We start from the raw sequence: 16,722 nt of genomic DNA on the forward strand, positions 1-16,722 counted from the left end.
GACAGACCATGAAAATAAGATCTCAAATAGGTATGGTACTTAACCTCGATAAGTGTATCGGTTGTCATACCTGTTCAATTACCTGCAAAAATGTTTGGACTTCACGTGAAGGCATGGAATACGCCTGGTTTAATAATGTCGAAACCAAACCTGGTATCGGCTATCCCAAAGAGTGGGAAAATCAGGACAAATGGAATGGTGGCTGGGTGAGAAAATCCAACGGTGATATTCAACCTAAGATTGGTGGAAAATTCCGTGTGTTAGCTAATATTTTTGCTAACCCGGATCTACCGGAAATTGACGATTATTACGAACCCTTTGATTACGATTACCAACATTTGCATACCGCGCCTGAAGTGAAACATCAGCCAACGGCTCGTCCGCGTTCGGTTATTTCCGGAAAACGAATGCAAAAAATCGAGTGGGGGCCAAATTGGGAAGAAATTCTCGGCACTGAGTTTGCAAAAAGAAGCAAAGATAAAAACTTCGACAACATGCAAAAAGAAATTTACGGCGAGTATGAAAATACATTCATGATGTATTTACCTCGTTTGTGCGAACATTGTCTTAATCCTACTTGTGCTGCATCTTGTCCTTCCGGTGCGATTTATAAGCGTGAAGAAGATGGTATTGTTTTGATTGACCAGGAAAAATGTCGCGGATGGAGAATGTGCGTTAGTGGATGCCCGTATAAAAAAATCTACTACAACTGGAAATCAGGAAAATCAGAAAAATGTATTTTCTGTTACCCGAGAATTGAAGCGGGTATGCCGACAATCTGTTCTGAAACTTGTGTTGGAAGAATTCGTTATCTTGGCGTTTTACTCTACGATGCAGACAAAATTAAAGAGGTGGCTTCCACGGCATCGGAAACCGATTTATACGAAAAGCAGTTAGAGGTTTTCCTTGATCCTAATGATCCTGAAGTTATCGCTCAGGCTCGTAAAGATGGCATTACCGACTCAGTCATTGAAGCTGCGCAGAAGTCGCCGGTTTACAAAATGGCTGTTGATTGGAAGCTAGCATTGCCGCTACATCCTGAGTATCGCACTTTACCGATGGTTTGGTACGTTCCGTCTCTAAGCCCAATTCAAAACGCAGTTGAAGCTGGCACTTTAGGAATGGCTGGCGTTATTCCTGACATTCGTTCCTTGCGAATTCCGCTTAAGTATTTGGCTAACTTACTAACTGCTGGTGATGAAGAGCCTATCGTTCGCGCATTGGAAAGACTACTGGCGATGCGCGCTTATAAACGGGCTGAACACGTAGAAGGTATTGAAGATCTAGAAGTGTTACGGCAAGTTGGATTAAGTAAAAAGCAGGCAGAGGAAATGTACCGCTACCTGGCGATTGCCAACTATGAAGATCGTTATGTGATACCGACAGGGCATCGAGAAATGAATGTGCCAGAAGCCTATGGTGAAAAAAGCGGCTGTGGTTTTACTTTTGGCAATGGCTGCGGTACAGGAAAGAGCGATGTCAATATGTTTGGCGCGAAAAAAGTATCCCGTCGTGACGTTATTAAAACCGTGAACGTAGGAGAATAAACCGTGTTAATTTTAAAAGTGATTTCACGATTACTCGATTATCCTACCGCAGAACTATTTCGTGCCGCGGATGAGATAATTGAAGTTGTTGAGCAAACAGAAGAAATAAATCAACAGCAGCGAAACCAGTTAATTCAATTTATTGATGTGCTTACCAACAAAGATTTATTCGACGCTCAGGAACGCTTCGATTTACTTTTTGACCGCGGTCGTGCGTTGTCTTTGTTGTTGTTTGAACACGTTCACGGAGAATCCCGTGATCGTGGTCAGGCGATGGTTGATTTAATGAACGTCTATAAAACCAAAGGGTTTGAAGTTGAAGCGGCTCAGCTGCCGGATTACATCCCTTTATTTCTGGAATTTTTAAGCGAACAAGACAAGCCTTATGTTCAAGAATGGTTAGGCGATGTTTGTCACATATTAATGATGTTGTCTGAAAGACTGATTGATCGAGATTGTGATTATTCGATTTTGTTTGATTGCCTTATAGAAATATCAGGTCATGAAGTTGATCGAGAAGAAATTGCGGAAAGTGTTCGTCAGGAAAAACGTGACGACACCATCGAAGCAATCGACAAAGAGTGGGAAGATAAAGAGATCCGTTTTGATGAGCCGGCTGCTGGTCAGTGTTCTAGTGCCAGTATCCGCAACAGTGCCAGTTCACTCGACCCAGATGCTGTCCAGCAAGTGCCAATAACCTGGCACGACGACTTTATTAATAAGCGTTCTAATAACAACGCCACTGAAACAGCAGGAATGTAAGGAGCCTATTATGTCTAATTTTAACAATCTACTCTTCGGCGTTTATCCCTACATCACTATCTTCATCTGCATAGTGGGTTGCTGGATCCGGTTTGATCGTGAGCCTTACACCTGGAAAGCCGATTCCAGTCAAATGCTTAATGGAAAAGGTTTTCGTATAGCGAGTAATCTATTTCATGTTGGCGTCATATTTATTTTACTTGGGCATTTTGTTGGCCTATTAACACCGGTTTCCATTTATCATCATTTTATTTCAACGGCTGACAAGCAAATGTTAGCAATGGTCAGTGGTGGATTTTTTGGTGTGCTTTGCCTGATAGGTTTATTGATGTTAATTAAGCGTCGATTGACTGATCCCAGAGTGAGAGCGTCATCAAAGACATCAGATATCCTGATTCTGATTATGTTACTTGTTCAGCTCGTACTGGGGCTGATGACTATTTTTGTTTCAATGGATCATCTGGATGGTTCTGTAATGGTGCTGTTGGGTGAGTGGGCTCAAAGTATTGTGACTTTCCAGGGAATGCAAGCTGCTGCAGCCATTGAATCTGTTCATATCATTTACAAGCTTCATATACTTGTTGGTTTAACCATGATTTTGATGTTTCCATTTACTCGTCTGGTGCATGTTATCAGTGTTCCGATTTGGTACTTAGGCCGACGTTATCAAGTTGTTAGACAGCGATAAATTTGCAAGTAATTATTTAAAGGTGCGCCTTTAAAGTTGTACCCGAGTTGTTGTAAGAGAGCCGCCCCAATAAGCCAATTCAGACGGGCTGAATCCTTTCGGAGTTGGGGCATTTACAAGTCAGCTTAATGGTGAGTGTAGATTCGTTACACTTGAAAAATATTTAGAGATAGTTAAGAGATAAACTTTATGACTCAATGCCAGCATAGTAGCCATGTGGAGCCAAAACCTCAATTCAACAACCCGCTGCCGGAGATCAGAGTCAACGGTGTGGTGATTGATGAGGAGTCGTTAGCGAGCGAACTACAGTATCATCAGGGTCCTGACTTTAGTGTGGTTGTTCAACAAGCGGGACAGGCTTTAGTGATTAAACAACTGTTGTTTGAAGAAGCCAGACGAAAAGGTTTTCAGGCTGCCAATGAAGATGAAGAAGTTGCTGTTCAAAAACTGTTAGAAAAAGAAGTAAAATACGACGATGTCGATGAGTCAATCTGCCAACGCTATTTCGAAAATAATCGCCAAAAATTCACTACGTCACCGTTGCTGGAAGTCGATCACATACTATTAGCTGCTGCTAAAGATGACATTCCAGCTAGAGAAGTCGCCAAAAACCAGGCGAAAGATATCATTTCTCAGTTACAAGGTGATCCTTTGTTATTTCCCACCTTGGCGACTGAGTTTTCCGCATGTCCATCCAAGAAAATGGGAGGCTCTTTAGGGCAAATTAGTCATGGCCAAACAGTACCCGAGTTTGAGCGTCAAATATCTCGATTACCCCAGGGGCTTGCTAAAAGTCCAATTGAATCTCGTTACGGTTTTCACGTTGTGAATGTGACACGAAAGATCGAAGGCAAGCTATTGGATTATTCCATGGTTGCGGATAAAGTACGCGGTTACCTCGTACATAGAAGTTCTCATCTGGCAGTGCAGGCGTATATTCAACAGTTAGTGGAAGCCGCAGAAATTCAAGGAATTGAGATGTTGTTTATGGAAGAGAATATTCACATCTAAAATATTTGTCAAGAAGCGTCATGGGCGGTTTTGACTGAGGTTGAATCCGCTCTTTTCTCTCCTGTCTTGTTTGTTAATGAACAGGCAATATCGCTCGCCAATTACAAAATCTCAATTCAGATATCTTGTAATCGACAATATTCGACTATATTCAATAAAACAGCGTCATTTTGTTTCATTGGATCAATAAAGGATATTGTTATGTCAGAGCATCATACTTATAAGAAAATTGAAGTTGTCGGTTCGTCGAAAGTGAGTATTGACGATGCGATTAGAAATGCGATTGCTGAATGTAATAAGTCAGTTAAGAATATGGATTGGTTTGAGGTGACAGAAACTCGGGGCCATATCAAAGATGGAAAAGTTGGGCATTTTCAGGTGACATTGAAGATTGGTTTTAGAATTGAGGGGAGTTAAGTCTTTATCATCCCAAGTAACCCTCATTAAGAATTTCCTCGTGAAATCCGAACTTACTGTGAACTAACCATATTTATCAATGACTAAAGCTTGAGATATAGTTTCTCACCTGAATTTTTATTAAATATTTATCATTTTTAAAAAGGGTTTTCTTAATGAGTTCAAAAACAAAAAAAGCAACAGCGTCGTCAATTCTGATTGTTTTAATGATTGGTGTTGTTTTTTATGCTTCTATGGAAGATTATCAAAAGGAACGTGTGTCTGAATTTTTTGGTAGCTTTTTTGCTAGCGCTGAGGTTATTGAGAAATAACTCAATGCATTGGTGGATGGTGCGTGAGGCTAGAAACGAGACCTGGAATTAATATTGTAGATTTTTACCATTAAGCAGAAAACTTGTTTACAATAGTTAGTATGCTACTCAAAGTGATGAAACAAATAAGGATTGTTGGCGGATTATATCTGGCTGTTTGCTTTGCTGGGTTTAGTCAGGCGCAGGAGCCCATCACAAAGCGTGGTCATGCTGGAGACTTTCACAAAATGCAGCAACAGATGCTCGAAAAAATTCGCCGGGACGCAATACTCACCAGCGCGGAAACAGGGCGTCGTGTACTTGATAAAAAAGTTATGCAGGCAATGAGTGATGTTGCTCGGCATAAGTTTGTCAGCGAAGCTTATGCCGAATATAGTTACGAGAACAGGCCGTTGCCTATTGGACAAGGACAAACCATTTCCCAACCGTTTATCGTCGCTCTCATGACTGACTTTCTTGAACTTGAAAAAACGCACAAGGTTTTAGAAGTCGGGACAGGCTCAGGGTATCAGGCCGCTGTTTTAGCGGTGTTATCCGGGCAAGTTTACAGTATCGAGATTATTCCTGAGCTAGGCAAGTCTGCTGCCAGTCGTCTGAAAGAGCTGGGCTATGGTAATGTTGAAGTGACCATTGGTGATGGTTATCGAGGACGACCAGAGTTAGCGCCTTTTGATGCAATTATCGTGACCGCTGCTGCGGATAAAATTCCTCCACCGCTGATTGAACAACTCAAGCCGGGTGGCAGAATGATGATTCCTGTCGGCCCCCAACATAAAGTACAACAACTAACCCTGGTTGAAAAAAATAGCCAGGGTGAAATTTCAGTTCGAGAAGTTTTACCTGTCAGTTTTGTTCCCTTAACGGGTGAGCATTAGTTCCGTTTACTTATTCCTGAAAGCTTTGATACATACTCATAAGAGACCCATAGAACTCTCCGAAATATATACCACCTCTTTTTATTTCAATTTCTCCCGTTACTGTTATTGGTGAAATATCTCTGGAATGGATATTCTGTTTGGCCTATATTAATTTTAACGCTATGGCATGTAGGCTGGTCATTTATGGTAGAAGGATTTGATGTAAGAACTTTAGCGATAATAAATTTGGTATTGGGGATTGTTCTTGGAGTAGGATTATTTATCTTCGCGAAGTCACATCCTTCTTTCAGTGGCTTCAGGAGAATTGGAACCGGTTATCTGTTGTTAGCCCTTGGGTTCGTTTTAATGGGGTTCCGAAATTATATTTCTGACTGGTATTCGATAGTTACTGCAAATGCTATTATTTTTAGCGGCGTCTCTGCGGTCGGTGTCGGACTTCTTCGGTTTTATGGCCGTCCGCACAAACTGTTTCTGATATTTTCCGCATTTCTGCTTGTTTGTTTAGTTCCCATTTTCTTCTATTTTACTTTTGTTCAAAACGATATCAATCAACGAATTATTGTTATCAGTAGTTTTTTCAGCATTCAATGTTTGTATCTTGCGGCCGAACTATGGCGCTATCCGGCAAACATCCGTCGAGGATTCACTCGGTTTTTATCGATTTCCTTTGCTATTTATGGTGTCGTTTTTGCCTTCAGAAGTTTGTGGACCATGGAGGAAGCCAATATCATCAACTTTATGAATGCAGGCCCAATTCATGGTGTCAGTTTGATCATATTTCAAATTCTCATTGTCACTACAGGATATGTCGCATCATGGAGTGCCTGTCTAAAACTCGAAAATGAAATTACTATTCAAGCTACCATTGATCCACTAACGCAAACTTATAATCGACGGGCTCTGGATGAGATGGCCAGTAAAGAAGTTTCACGCTCCAGAAGGTTAGGACTACCGGTTTCAGTGATTCTTACTGATATTGATTTGTTTAAACAGGTTAATGATCAACATGGCCATCAGGTAGGAGATACCGTTTTGGTTAGTTTTGCTCGCCGTCTTAAACATAATCTGCGAGAACATGATATTTTAGCGCGTTTTGGGGGAGAGGAGTTTCTAGTATTATTACCCGATACAGATGCGCCGACAGCTTTGAAGATTGCAGAAAAACTAAGAGTTTTGGTTTCACAAAAAACAATGACAGCCGATGATGAGGCTTTCGATTTAGAGATTACCGCCAGCTTTGGTGTATCGGCAAGTTTCGGTAAGGATATCGACTGGAAGGCTCTTGTTAGCAAGGCTGACCATGCTTTATACCAGGCAAAAGCAAATGGAAGAAATAAAGTGAAAGGGAAGTTTGACTACATTCAATTAGTGGCTTGGAATGATATTTAAAAAACTCCAATAGACACATGTCAAAAAGAATCATACCAGCAAAAGCTGGATTTCACTGTTATATTTTATTCTGGTAAGCTATTCGAGTTATTTCTATAGCAAGATTTTCATGCTATAAAGTCGAAGCGTTTATTGTCTTAATTTTCTCGATATAAGAATTGGAATTTTTACTTGTGGGTAATAACAAAATGTCCGCAATTCTCACAAATAAAAGCTCATTGCAGAATTAGTAATAGGTTAGTGTTATTTCAATCGATTAATTAACTTTAGGGTACAACAGATGAATGTCAAAAAGCTTATGCAGGCAGAGAGTCTATTTCTTAAGAAAATCCCCGGCGGCTTTAGTAATCCTGAAATGGTAAAAATCGGGAAAAAACATAAGATGGAAAAAATGATTGAAACCGCGAATGAATTCTTTTCGAAAAAAAATTGTAAGAACATCCAGGTGACATCAGAAAATATGGTGAAAGTAATAAGCCGCTCATCAATGGTTTCTATGTTTGAGAAACCTAAGTTTCGAGACTTTGTTAAAAGCCTCAAGAATGACGACAAGGAATTTTTGGTTAAAGGGTTGAGTAACTTACTTCACGGAAAAAAACAGCTTGGGTTTGAAGCAATAGTCGATATTTTGAAAACAGAGAAGCTCGCCAAGTGGAGTTTAGTAACAGTAATTCCTGCTTATTATTTTCCTGACGATGAAGTTTTTGTTAAGCCGACAACCGCGAAAGATGTTATAAAATATTTTGAAGTTGAAGATATGATTTATAAACCAGCGCCGACCTGGGATTTTTATCAAAAATATCGTGACTTAATTCATACAATGAAGTCAAAGGTCGATAGCAGTTTAGCGCCATCCAATGCTGCATTTTCCGGCTTTTTAATGATGTCGATGAAAATGTAGTCAGGTGCAGTATGTTGCGGCTGCTAGTCAAAATAAAAATATACTGACATCGAAATTATTTCTTATCTTTGCTTCTGATAACTTAATGGAAAATTATGGAACTACAAAACCTCGAACAAACATTGGTTGATACTTACCAGGATTTTAGACTCGATAAAGATGAAAAGCATCTACTTCAGAAACTACTATCAACTTTTAAAAGCGAGCCGACAAAGCTTAATTTTGCTAGAAATAAAGCGTTTTCTCTGGTAGCCGAAAACTACCGTTCGGGAGATGCTTCTTACCTTGATTCGCTTAAGTGGTTAGAACAAGTGGTAAAGGCGATTGATTCTGTGAGAACACCGAAAACGAGCGCTGTTGCATCGGCGTACTTTAGCCCAGGGGAGCATTGTGTTAAAAAAATTATTTCATTAATCAGTCGCGCCAAAAAGTCAATTGATGTTTGTGTATTTACAATCTCAGATGACAGGCTTAGCGAAGCGCTTCTCAAGGCTTTTCAACGGGGGATTGAGGTTAAGATCGTTACCGACAATGATAAGGCAAATGATACGGGTAGTGATATTTATTATTTGGCAGACAACAAGGTACCCATAAGAATTGATCAAACGCCCAATCATATGCACCATAAGTTTGCTATTTTTGATAGTGAAATACTGGTCAATGGAAGTTTTAACTGGACTAGAAGTGCTTCCAAATACAATCATGAAAATATTGTGGTTGAATATTCATCGGGTCTAATTAATAAGTTTTCGAAAACTTTTGAGCAGCTTTGGGATGAAAGTGTTTTGATCGAATGAAAGCGCGTTAACCTAATATATTAGCGCCCATTCTGGTTGCTTGAACTGCCCCATCGGCCACCAGGGTTTCATAATTATAAATTCGATTGCGACCATTTTCTTTTGCGTGGTAAAGGGCTTTGTCTGCCGAGTGAAGTATGGCGGGAGGGTAGTCAGTATCAGTAATTCTCGCATAACCAATACTCACGGTGACATGCCCGACTAGTGGAAAATTATGAGTGGCAATGGCGTCTCTAAATCTATCTAGCGTGTCATAGGCATGCTGCCTTTGATTGGGTTCTAATATAACGACAAACTCTTCTCCACCAAAACGAAAGAGATAATCAGTTTGGCGAAAACATAACTTCATTTTGTGAGCGAGTAACAGCAAAACACCGTCTCCGAAAACATGGCCATATTTGTCGTTAATTTGCTTAAAATTATCAACATCAATGATCGCAAGCCAGGTTTCAGAATAGGGTTTTATGGTACGCTTCTCTTGATTTTTAGAGCCTTCAATAAGGTAAATCTGTTTGTTTCTCTGAATTTGTAACAGCCGGTCCAGTTTTTTGTCGAATGTTCGCCGGTTGTATAGACCTGTTAACTTGTCTCGCTCACTTTCGTTGAGAATATAAAGGTAGTTTTCGTATACCTTGATCATACCTTCAAGCACTTTGAGCGTTGGGTTCAAATCAGTTTCTGACTGGATATTTAATGCTGCAACAACTTTACTATCACAGGCAATTGGGAGAATAATTCGAGTTAATTGCTCTTTCTGAGAGAAGCGAACCGGTTGTCCGCTGTCCATACAGTCTTGTATGTCCTGATCATTACATATTTGCTTTGGTCCTTCAGTCCACTCAAGATCATCTGAGTGATCATCGTTTTGCTTCATATCCAGACGGACGGTTTCTTCCAGAATAATTTTTATTCCGTCATCAACAAGTTTGTAAATTGCAATTGATTCCGCCGAGAGCATTTCGGCGAGAGTTGCCACCAGACCGTATTCTAGGGAATCAACATCACGTTGACTGGTAATTTTGATAACAGAGTCCAGTATCGTATGATCCACTATGACATTCCTTTGTTGCTCCAAGGATGTTAAAAAGGATGAATTATTACTATAGCGCGGCTAACTGACTTTATGTTATTTATACTGATAAATAATTATAGTGTTAGTTTTTATGGCGTTATCGGTAATTTTATTCAATTGTTAGCTTATTTAAGTTTAATACTGTAAGTGTTTTAGGTTTTTCAGTCAATGTGCGTAATTTTTTACGATCGCAACCAGCGCCGTAAACTTTATGAAATTCTCTTACAACTAATTGAACCATCTTATTATCACCCTTTCCATCAAAGTGAATTGGACCGCTCTGTCCGAGAAAAGAAGTTGTGTTGTGTTGGGCAAGTTGTTTGGAAAAATTAGCAAAACTCAAGGTCGATATTGTAGGTCGATTGTTTGCAGTTATTTGGCGCAATGAGGTACTGAATTCAGTTGACTTTCTTTCAGCGAGACTTAGTGCGCTGGCGATGAGATAAGTTAAATCGTTAACAAATACCGCTGTATAGGAGGTATGGCTGACATCTAGCGTTTTGGTGATGCCTTTTATGATCCTTAAATCTTTATTTGACTGAGTAGGAACAACAGAAAATACGCAAACGGAGCGACTAAATTTGGGCGTTTCAGGAATTGTTAGATTGGCGTGCTCCGGCAATAACAAGATAGGGAGTTTTCCTTGCCAGTGTTTGGCTATTTGTTCGAAGAAACTATCAAATTGTCCACTGGGAACAACCAACATCAAAACTTCACTACCGAGCTTTTGCGCTTGTTTGATTTCGTATGCAAGACTATAAGAGTCAAAGGTAACAGATTTACTTAAAGACTCTGAAAAAACGACTTCACCTCCACTTAATTTTATTGATTGCGATAATCCTTGGTAAAGCTCGCGTCCGAAAACATCTCGTTGGTAAAACACGGCCACTTTATTTAATTGGTTTTGACTGAGAAATTCTACCATTTTATCGGTGATTTGACGGTTGGTCGCAGTGACGCGAAAAACCAGATCATTGTCCTTAAGTTCTGAAAGTTCATTGGCATTAGCTGCTGGGGCAAAAAGCGGAATGCCGGCCGGAATGGTTACTGCTTTGGCGACCGCTAATACATGCTGTGAGGCGACCGGCCCAATGAGCGCTTTAATGTCATGGTTTTTTATCATTCGGCTGGCGACCTTTATACCTGTCTCTTCGTCAAGGTTGTCGTCACCGCGAATGATTGCGAGTTTCTTGCCATTAATTCCACCAAGGCTATTAATTTCCGCTGCGGCAAACTCCGCCGCCGCAATTATTTCTACCGAGGCTTTTTTTTCCGCGGTAAAAGGAACTAAAAGCCCTATATTGATTGTAGAAGAAGTCGGTGCGGTGGCTCGTGACCAGAATAAGCCTTGTGGTCTTGACTGTTGAACCTTGACGTTCATGAGTTCTCTGAGTGAAAGGTCAAGCAAACTACTGGTTAGTACAAGTGGACTCCAGGCAACCATGCCTGTCAGAGATAAAATAATTATCAAGTTTTTACCGGCCGTCCAAGTTGTACCCAAAGTCGTCATACCTAATGATAAGTGCGTCAAGATTGGTTTTAGTTCTCAATTATAGATTATGATCCAAATCTGTCTAACAAACATAAAACTAACTCACATTTAACGTAAGAATTAGTGTCGTGCTCTGACTTGATTCAACTATATCAGGAATTGAGTTTTATTGATTGTGATCTTGGGTTGAAATGAAGTTCGTTTGTTTCTTATTAGTTATGCACGTTCGCTCGCTGAAAATTCAGGTGTTTTTGGGTAACTCTTCTTTTCCTTAATTATCAATCGCTTATGCTTTAGTGTTTTATAAAACAGAGAACCCCATGTCATTAAGTTCTATTTAATCGATATAGAGTCGTCATGAAATATCTACTTTTTAGTAGCTCAGTTAAGTAGAGTCATTGATTGTTTTATATTGGCGGTTAGGAATAAAGTCGCGAGATCGAGGATTGGTACAGCGGAATTTTCATAGGAGAAACAGGATAGGGCGATGCGGCTCCAGAATTTTTCCTTATCTGGCAATTCGCAATACTGATTGTCATTAACCGTTATCAACTCTGGTTTGTAAGGAAGGCTGAGGCCACCAAAATGCAATTGTTGTTGATATTGAAATGAAACAACAACCAGTTCCTCGCAAGGTAATGCTTCCTCGTTGATCAAAAGATTCAAATTCATGACCGGGACGACCATTTGATTCCATCGAAAAAGATGACGACAATAATCTGGTGTAAAAGGTAATGGCGTTAATTCACTATGGTATAGAAGCTCCTGAATCGCATGAACGCCGATAGCAACATATTGCTCAGGGCTGTATTGTAGCAACCAGGCCTTAGTTTTTTTCTCTTCGTTACTCATTCTAGCCGCCAGATAACTGATTCAAATAGTTTTACTTTTATCTTATAAATGTTTTAACAACTTTTCCGGGTCGATGAAAAAATAGTCGGTTTTTTCATAGCGTAAAATGCCATTAATCGGAAATTGTTCGGTCTGCATGGCTAATGGAATTGATTGGCTGTCGCATGGTTGATTACTTTCCGTGAAAGATATTTCATGGCAGTAAAGCCCGATTTTTTTCCTCATTAGTTGAAGGATGGCAATTCTTTTCCGAGTTGGATCAACTTGCTGTTCATTAGTAAGTTGACTGTTGAGACATAGTAATTGAATGGGGTTTTCTTTTGCGTCTTTATGGGAGGAATGTATAAAACTCTCATCAAGTTGAATTGACTCAATATTATTTGCAGCGATTGCAACGCGACACTGATCCCAGCGCAATAAACAGTATGTTTTTTGGCTAGACAGAGTAGATGGCTGAGCGGGTTTTAAAAAAGAGCCAACTGGTTGAGATGCTTGGGCAAATGAGCTCATCAGGCATGTACCTCCGTCATCATTTCAATATTTGAAAGCACATCAGTTTCTGAAAATGGTTTGGTTAAGTAAGCATTAACGCCAACTTTTCTCGCGTGTTCGCGGTGCTTATCGGTGTAGCGAGAAGTAATCATGATAACGGGCGTATTTTCTAATTCGTCATTCGCCCTAACGTGTGCAGTGAGTTCAAGGCCATTGAGTCTTGGTAGCTCTAAGTCTGAGAGAATGACATCTGGATGCCAGCTTTTAAGGATTTGAATGGCTTCAATTCCGTCAATAGCGGTTTTCACTTCATAGCCTGTGTCAGAAACTAACTGTTCTAACATTCGTCGTGTACTTAAAGAGTCTTCAACGATGAGAACTTTATTGGTTGATGCTACCGGGACGACTCTATCTTGTAACACATCAGCATTTTTATTCTGCAGATGAGTTGAAGATTGTAAAAGTTCATTGAGTTCTAGTATCGCAACGATCTGGCCGTCACCGAGAGTTGCAGCGCCATGGACTCCTGGAATATGGGGAAGAAATTCGCCAAATTTTTTCAATACAATGTCTCGGCAATTTAAAACTTCGTCGACAAAAAGCGCTTTTGGCCCGCTGTCAGTGCGCACAATGACCCCCGCTCTTTTGGCAAATTCTTCTTCACTCAGAGATGTTTTTTCGCCACCAATATAATTATTGAGATAGTAAGTCGTGTAATTCTCGTTACCGAAAAAGAAATTGAGTTTATCGCCAATAGTCTTAAAAGAGCCACTGTTAGGCGCGAAAGCCTGAATTAATGTATTGGTAGGAAGTGCATATAAAACGCCTGCCGACTTAACAATCAGTACATGTTGAGAAACCATAGTGATCGGTAATGTAAGCACAACTTCACACCCCTGCTCAGGTTTCGAGTTGATTTCCAGGTAACCGCCGGACTCTGTGATTTTTTGCGAAACGACATCCATCCCGATGCCGCGGCCTGAAGTGGCGGTAACACTATCACTGGTGGAAAAGCCCGGCTGCAATAAATATTGTATGAGCGTTTTTTCCGGTAAGTTTTGTTCCTTTGTTATTAAACCAGACGCTATCAATTTTTGTTTGATTTTCTCATAATCAATACCACGTCCATCATCTTTGCAACTGACAACTATGGAGTGGCCTTTTTGTTTAAACGATAGTGCTATTTCACCGGTGGGTAATTTATCCGAGCTTTGGCGTTCTTCGGGGAGTTCTATGCCATGGTCAACCGAATTTCTCAACACATGCATTAGCGGATCCATCAGCATGTTGAGTACATCTAGATCAATATTAATTGACTGTCCAGTTATCTCAAAATCGACCTGTTTGTTGAGTAACCTGGATACCTGGCGAACGCAACGTTCCAGTCGGGGAACAATCGTTTTAACCGGTATCATTCGTGTTCTCAAAACGTCACTTTCCATGCTCTTGTTAAGATTGACCTGTTTTTGAAAAATTGAATCGAGACCGCCCAGCCTGTTTTTGATTGAGTTTTCCACTTGTTTGATATCCGATAGAGATTCGACTATTTGATTCAGGTAAGTATGTAGTTCGTTCATCCGGTTGACTTCTAGCGGGTCAAATTCTTCTTGTTTCACCGAGCTTCTTGTTAGCTTTCTTTCTGAATCACTAACCGCCCGAATATCAATATAGTTTTCAAATTCGAATACCGTTTTTTGCATTTTTTCGGATAGCTGATCGAGTGTTCCTATCATGCTTTTTACATGTTGGTACTCGTCGTCAAGATGGCCTTGTAGAACCGTCGTTTCTCCGACATTTCTCAGAATTTTTTCCAGGTCATTTTTAGCAACCCTGACCATTGCCGCATTTTCGTGATGTTTTTTTTCGGCGGGAGATTTACTGATTAAAATGGGATTATCAACAGCCGGGGAGATAGCTTCCTCCGATATTTTTTCCTGTTCCAGATTTGACTCACTATTCGCAGTTGTTTGACTAGCTGTTGAGTTGCTTTGCTCCGGCGCTTCGAGCGTTGTTGGCATCGACTCTTGCGTAGTCCTTTCGGCTGTTGAGAGCAGGCCAAACTTCATGTCATAATCTAGCTGGATTTGAGCTGCTGTTTGGGACACAGATAGCCCTTTGTTGTAGCCGCTAATGACATCGATTAAGGTTTGTAACACTAACTGTAGATCTTTCGGTTCTTCAGTATTGCCGAGCAGGTATTCGCAGGTGTCAGCCAGGCTGTCTGCTATTCGAAAAATAAAGTTGACGATTTCTTTTGAGAAGGGACCATTCTCCTCTGCCAGATAACCTAATATATCTTCAAAACGATGTGAAATATTAACCAGCCCGGTTATACCAATAGTACCCGCGGCACCTTTGAGAGTGTGCACACATCTTTGCGCGGAAACCAGGTGTTCCATTTTGTCGGGCTCTGCACTATAAAGCTGGAGGTGCTCGGTTAGTTCTTCAATATGCAACGGTGCTTCTTGTAAGAACATTTCAACCAAAATTGTCTGTGCGTCTGCAGGGATAGTTAAATCGATGTCATTTTCGAGTGCTTCTTCAAGTGTGTCTTTCGATTGAGTATCATTTTCGTTAAATAATTCTTCGCAAAGTAAAACAGAAGCATCTTCTATTTGTGATTCGGGCAGATCACAAAAACCATCATTAAGCAGCTCTCGCATAAAAGTTAATAAATTCGTTTCGTTAATATTGGTTGTGCAAATGATGTAATCGGTTAAGTGCTTTTGTACTGTAGCTATATACTTTTTTGTTGTTGACTGACTTAAATCAAACTCCGAGAAGCTGGTTTTTAAATGATTGAAAAACCAGGCACTACCCTTTAGACTATTTTGTTCAGTCACTTCGTTGAGACTGTCAAAAAGAATTATGCACTGCTTTTTTTGTTGGGTAAGCTGCTCAACATTTGAGTTGTTTTCATCGGTTTTGTTCAGAACAATTTGCGCAAGTAATTGGTGAAGTTCTATGGTCAACTCACCTATTGTTTGCCGATAGAGGTTTTGCTCGCCTAATTCCTGAGAATCTGGAAAACTTGGAGAGATTGAAGAGTCTTGCTCTCCGTTTTCGGTGAGTAGCGGAGGCACATTTTTGAGAATATCCTCAGCGGTGTTATTCTCTATGGACTGGTTTTCTTCAGCATTGGTATCGAATTTTAATTCGTTACTTTCGGGGTCATCTGTTGTGAAAGCCATCAACTCATCCAGACTGATTCCAGAATTATCTTTCAAATCCTGTTCAGCATCTTGGACAAGTGGCGCGCTTTCTTTATCTTCTTCGAGCTGGACGTCAAGTTGCATTTCAGTTTCGCCGGTCACATGAGTAAATGATTCATCCTCTCGTTCGTTGCATAATAGTGTTTTATTTTCGTTTGCTCGATCATCCTCTTCTGTTTGTGGCGTCATTATCAAAGCTTCGAGTGGCAAGTCGACAATATCATTAACTAGCGGTATGTCTTGGCTGTCTGGCTCGAAACTGTCTGATTCGAAACTGTCCGCTTCAAAGTTAGATAGTTTAGAATTATCCTGTACTAATTCTTCAGATTCCCACTTCTCGGAAATTAAATCGGGATCAATATTCTGGTCGAGCAACTGCGGTTTGCTTTCTGAGTGAATTGGGGATGAGTTAGTTGAGTTGCGTCTAACTTCTTTAAATCGTGCTAACCTTTTTTTGAGCAAGTTTAAATGCGATTGACTAATGGGATCTATCCAGCATTGAGTCGACACTAAGGCAAGTAACCGATTAGTTCGAGCGTCGCTTTCAGGTTCGTCCAGCACCGCACCGAGCGCGTTTGGCCAGTCTAGTAGCAGCCTTAACCTGGCCGCACCTAGCGGTTTATCACTGTCCTGATATGCCATTAAATTTCGCTTCACGAACTGACTTACTGCGCTAGCGAAATCAAGCCCACTTAAACAACATTGGCGACGAAACTCCTCCACGATATCGCTATATTCCCTCAGCAGTGCGTTATCCTTGGGAACGTCAAGGTCACCTTTAGCGTAGCTATCCGCTCGATCTTGGAGCTTCACAAGAAGCGTACTTAATTCGGCTTCTTGCTCGCTTAATTCTCTTTGACTTAACATAATGACTTACTCAAATTTCATAAAGAACATTTGG

The 16,722-nt window shown here is 40.5% G+C and carries 15 protein-coding genes; 10 read left to right on the forward strand and 5 right to left on the reverse strand.

Going from position 1 to position 16,722, the window contains the following annotated elements; genetic code table 11:
* Positions 1-8: 8 nt before the first annotated feature.
* The 10 genes from narH to FLL46_RS05935 all read left to right on the forward strand — a co-directional run bounded on the left by narH (position 9) and on the right by FLL46_RS05935 (position 8,701).
* Positions 9-1,547, forward strand: coding sequence for a nitrate reductase subunit beta (gene narH / locus FLL46_RS05895; protein WP_142892544.1), 1,539 nt, complete (start codon positions 9-11; stop codon positions 1,545-1,547).
* Positions 1,548-1,550: 3 nt separating this feature from the next.
* Positions 1,551-2,309, forward strand: coding sequence for a nitrate reductase molybdenum cofactor assembly chaperone (gene narJ / locus FLL46_RS05900; RefSeq protein WP_142892545.1), 759 nt, complete (start codon positions 1,551-1,553; stop codon positions 2,307-2,309).
* Between the two features lie 10 nt (positions 2,310-2,319).
* Entirely contained in the window at positions 2,320-2,997 is a 678-nt protein-coding gene (gene narI, locus FLL46_RS05905; protein WP_142892546.1) for a respiratory nitrate reductase subunit gamma, read from the forward strand.
* A 189-nt stretch (positions 2,998-3,186) separates the two neighbouring features.
* Positions 3,187-4,008, forward strand: coding sequence for a peptidylprolyl isomerase (locus FLL46_RS05910; protein WP_142892547.1), 822 nt, complete (start codon positions 3,187-3,189; stop codon positions 4,006-4,008).
* 201 nt (positions 4,009-4,209) lie between these two features.
* Positions 4,210-4,425 carry a dodecin gene (locus tag FLL46_RS05915; RefSeq protein ID WP_142892548.1) on the forward strand — a complete coding sequence of 72 codons (216 nt, stop codon included), beginning with the start codon at positions 4,210-4,212 and terminating at the stop codon, positions 4,423-4,425.
* Positions 4,426-4,580: 155 nt separating this feature from the next.
* Complete coding sequence (locus FLL46_RS26915; protein WP_168204065.1) at positions 4,581-4,736, forward strand: hypothetical protein; 156 nt, start codon at positions 4,581-4,583, stop codon at positions 4,734-4,736.
* A gap of 83 nt (positions 4,737-4,819) precedes the next feature.
* Entirely contained in the window at positions 4,820-5,611 is a 792-nt protein-coding gene (locus FLL46_RS05920) for a protein-L-isoaspartate(D-aspartate) O-methyltransferase (protein WP_210418600.1), read from the forward strand.
* 186 nt (positions 5,612-5,797) lie between these two features.
* On the forward strand, positions 5,798-7,003 hold the full coding sequence (locus FLL46_RS05925; protein WP_142892549.1) for a GGDEF domain-containing protein: 1,206 nt from the start codon (positions 5,798-5,800) through the stop codon (positions 7,001-7,003).
* A gap of 280 nt (positions 7,004-7,283) precedes the next feature.
* A complete protein-coding gene (locus tag FLL46_RS05930) occupies positions 7,284-7,904 on the forward strand; it encodes a hypothetical protein (protein ID WP_142892550.1) in 621 nt (206 codons plus the stop codon).
* A gap of 95 nt (positions 7,905-7,999) precedes the next feature.
* Positions 8,000-8,701, forward strand: coding sequence for a phospholipase D-like domain-containing protein (locus tag FLL46_RS05935; protein ID WP_142892551.1), 702 nt, complete (start codon positions 8,000-8,002; stop codon positions 8,699-8,701).
* 7 nt (positions 8,702-8,708) lie between these two features.
* Here FLL46_RS05935 and FLL46_RS05940 read toward each other — a convergent pair whose 3' ends face one another.
* From FLL46_RS05940 to FLL46_RS05960, 5 genes are all read right to left on the reverse strand, one after another.
* Positions 8,709-9,752 carry a GGDEF domain-containing protein gene (locus FLL46_RS05940; RefSeq protein WP_142892552.1) on the reverse strand — a complete coding sequence of 348 codons (1,044 nt, stop codon included), beginning with the start codon at positions 9,750-9,752 and terminating at the stop codon, positions 8,709-8,711.
* A gap of 130 nt (positions 9,753-9,882) precedes the next feature.
* Positions 9,883-11,304 carry an ABC transporter substrate-binding protein gene (locus FLL46_RS05945; protein WP_142892553.1) on the reverse strand — a complete coding sequence of 474 codons (1,422 nt, stop codon included), beginning with the start codon at positions 11,302-11,304 and terminating at the stop codon, positions 9,883-9,885.
* A 342-nt stretch (positions 11,305-11,646) separates the two neighbouring features.
* The gene (locus FLL46_RS05950) at positions 11,647-12,117 is read right to left on the reverse strand and encodes a chemotaxis protein CheW (protein ID WP_142892554.1); all 471 of its coding nucleotides are present in this window, start codon (positions 12,115-12,117) and stop codon (positions 11,647-11,649) included.
* Between the two features lie 42 nt (positions 12,118-12,159).
* Positions 12,160-12,627, reverse strand: a complete 468-nt coding sequence (locus FLL46_RS05955) for a hypothetical protein (RefSeq protein ID WP_142892555.1) — start codon at positions 12,625-12,627, stop codon at positions 12,160-12,162.
* Complete coding sequence (locus FLL46_RS05960; RefSeq protein ID WP_142892556.1) at positions 12,627-16,688, reverse strand: hybrid sensor histidine kinase/response regulator; 4,062 nt, start codon at positions 16,686-16,688, stop codon at positions 12,627-12,629. Before FLL46_RS05960 ends, FLL46_RS05955 begins: the two co-directional genes overlap by 1 nt.
* Between the last annotated feature and the right edge of the window lie 34 nt (positions 16,689-16,722).

This window comes from Aliikangiella coralliicola (assembly GCF_007004725.1).
Lineage (GTDB): Bacteria > Pseudomonadota > Gammaproteobacteria > Enterobacterales > Kangiellaceae > Aliikangiella > Aliikangiella coralliicola.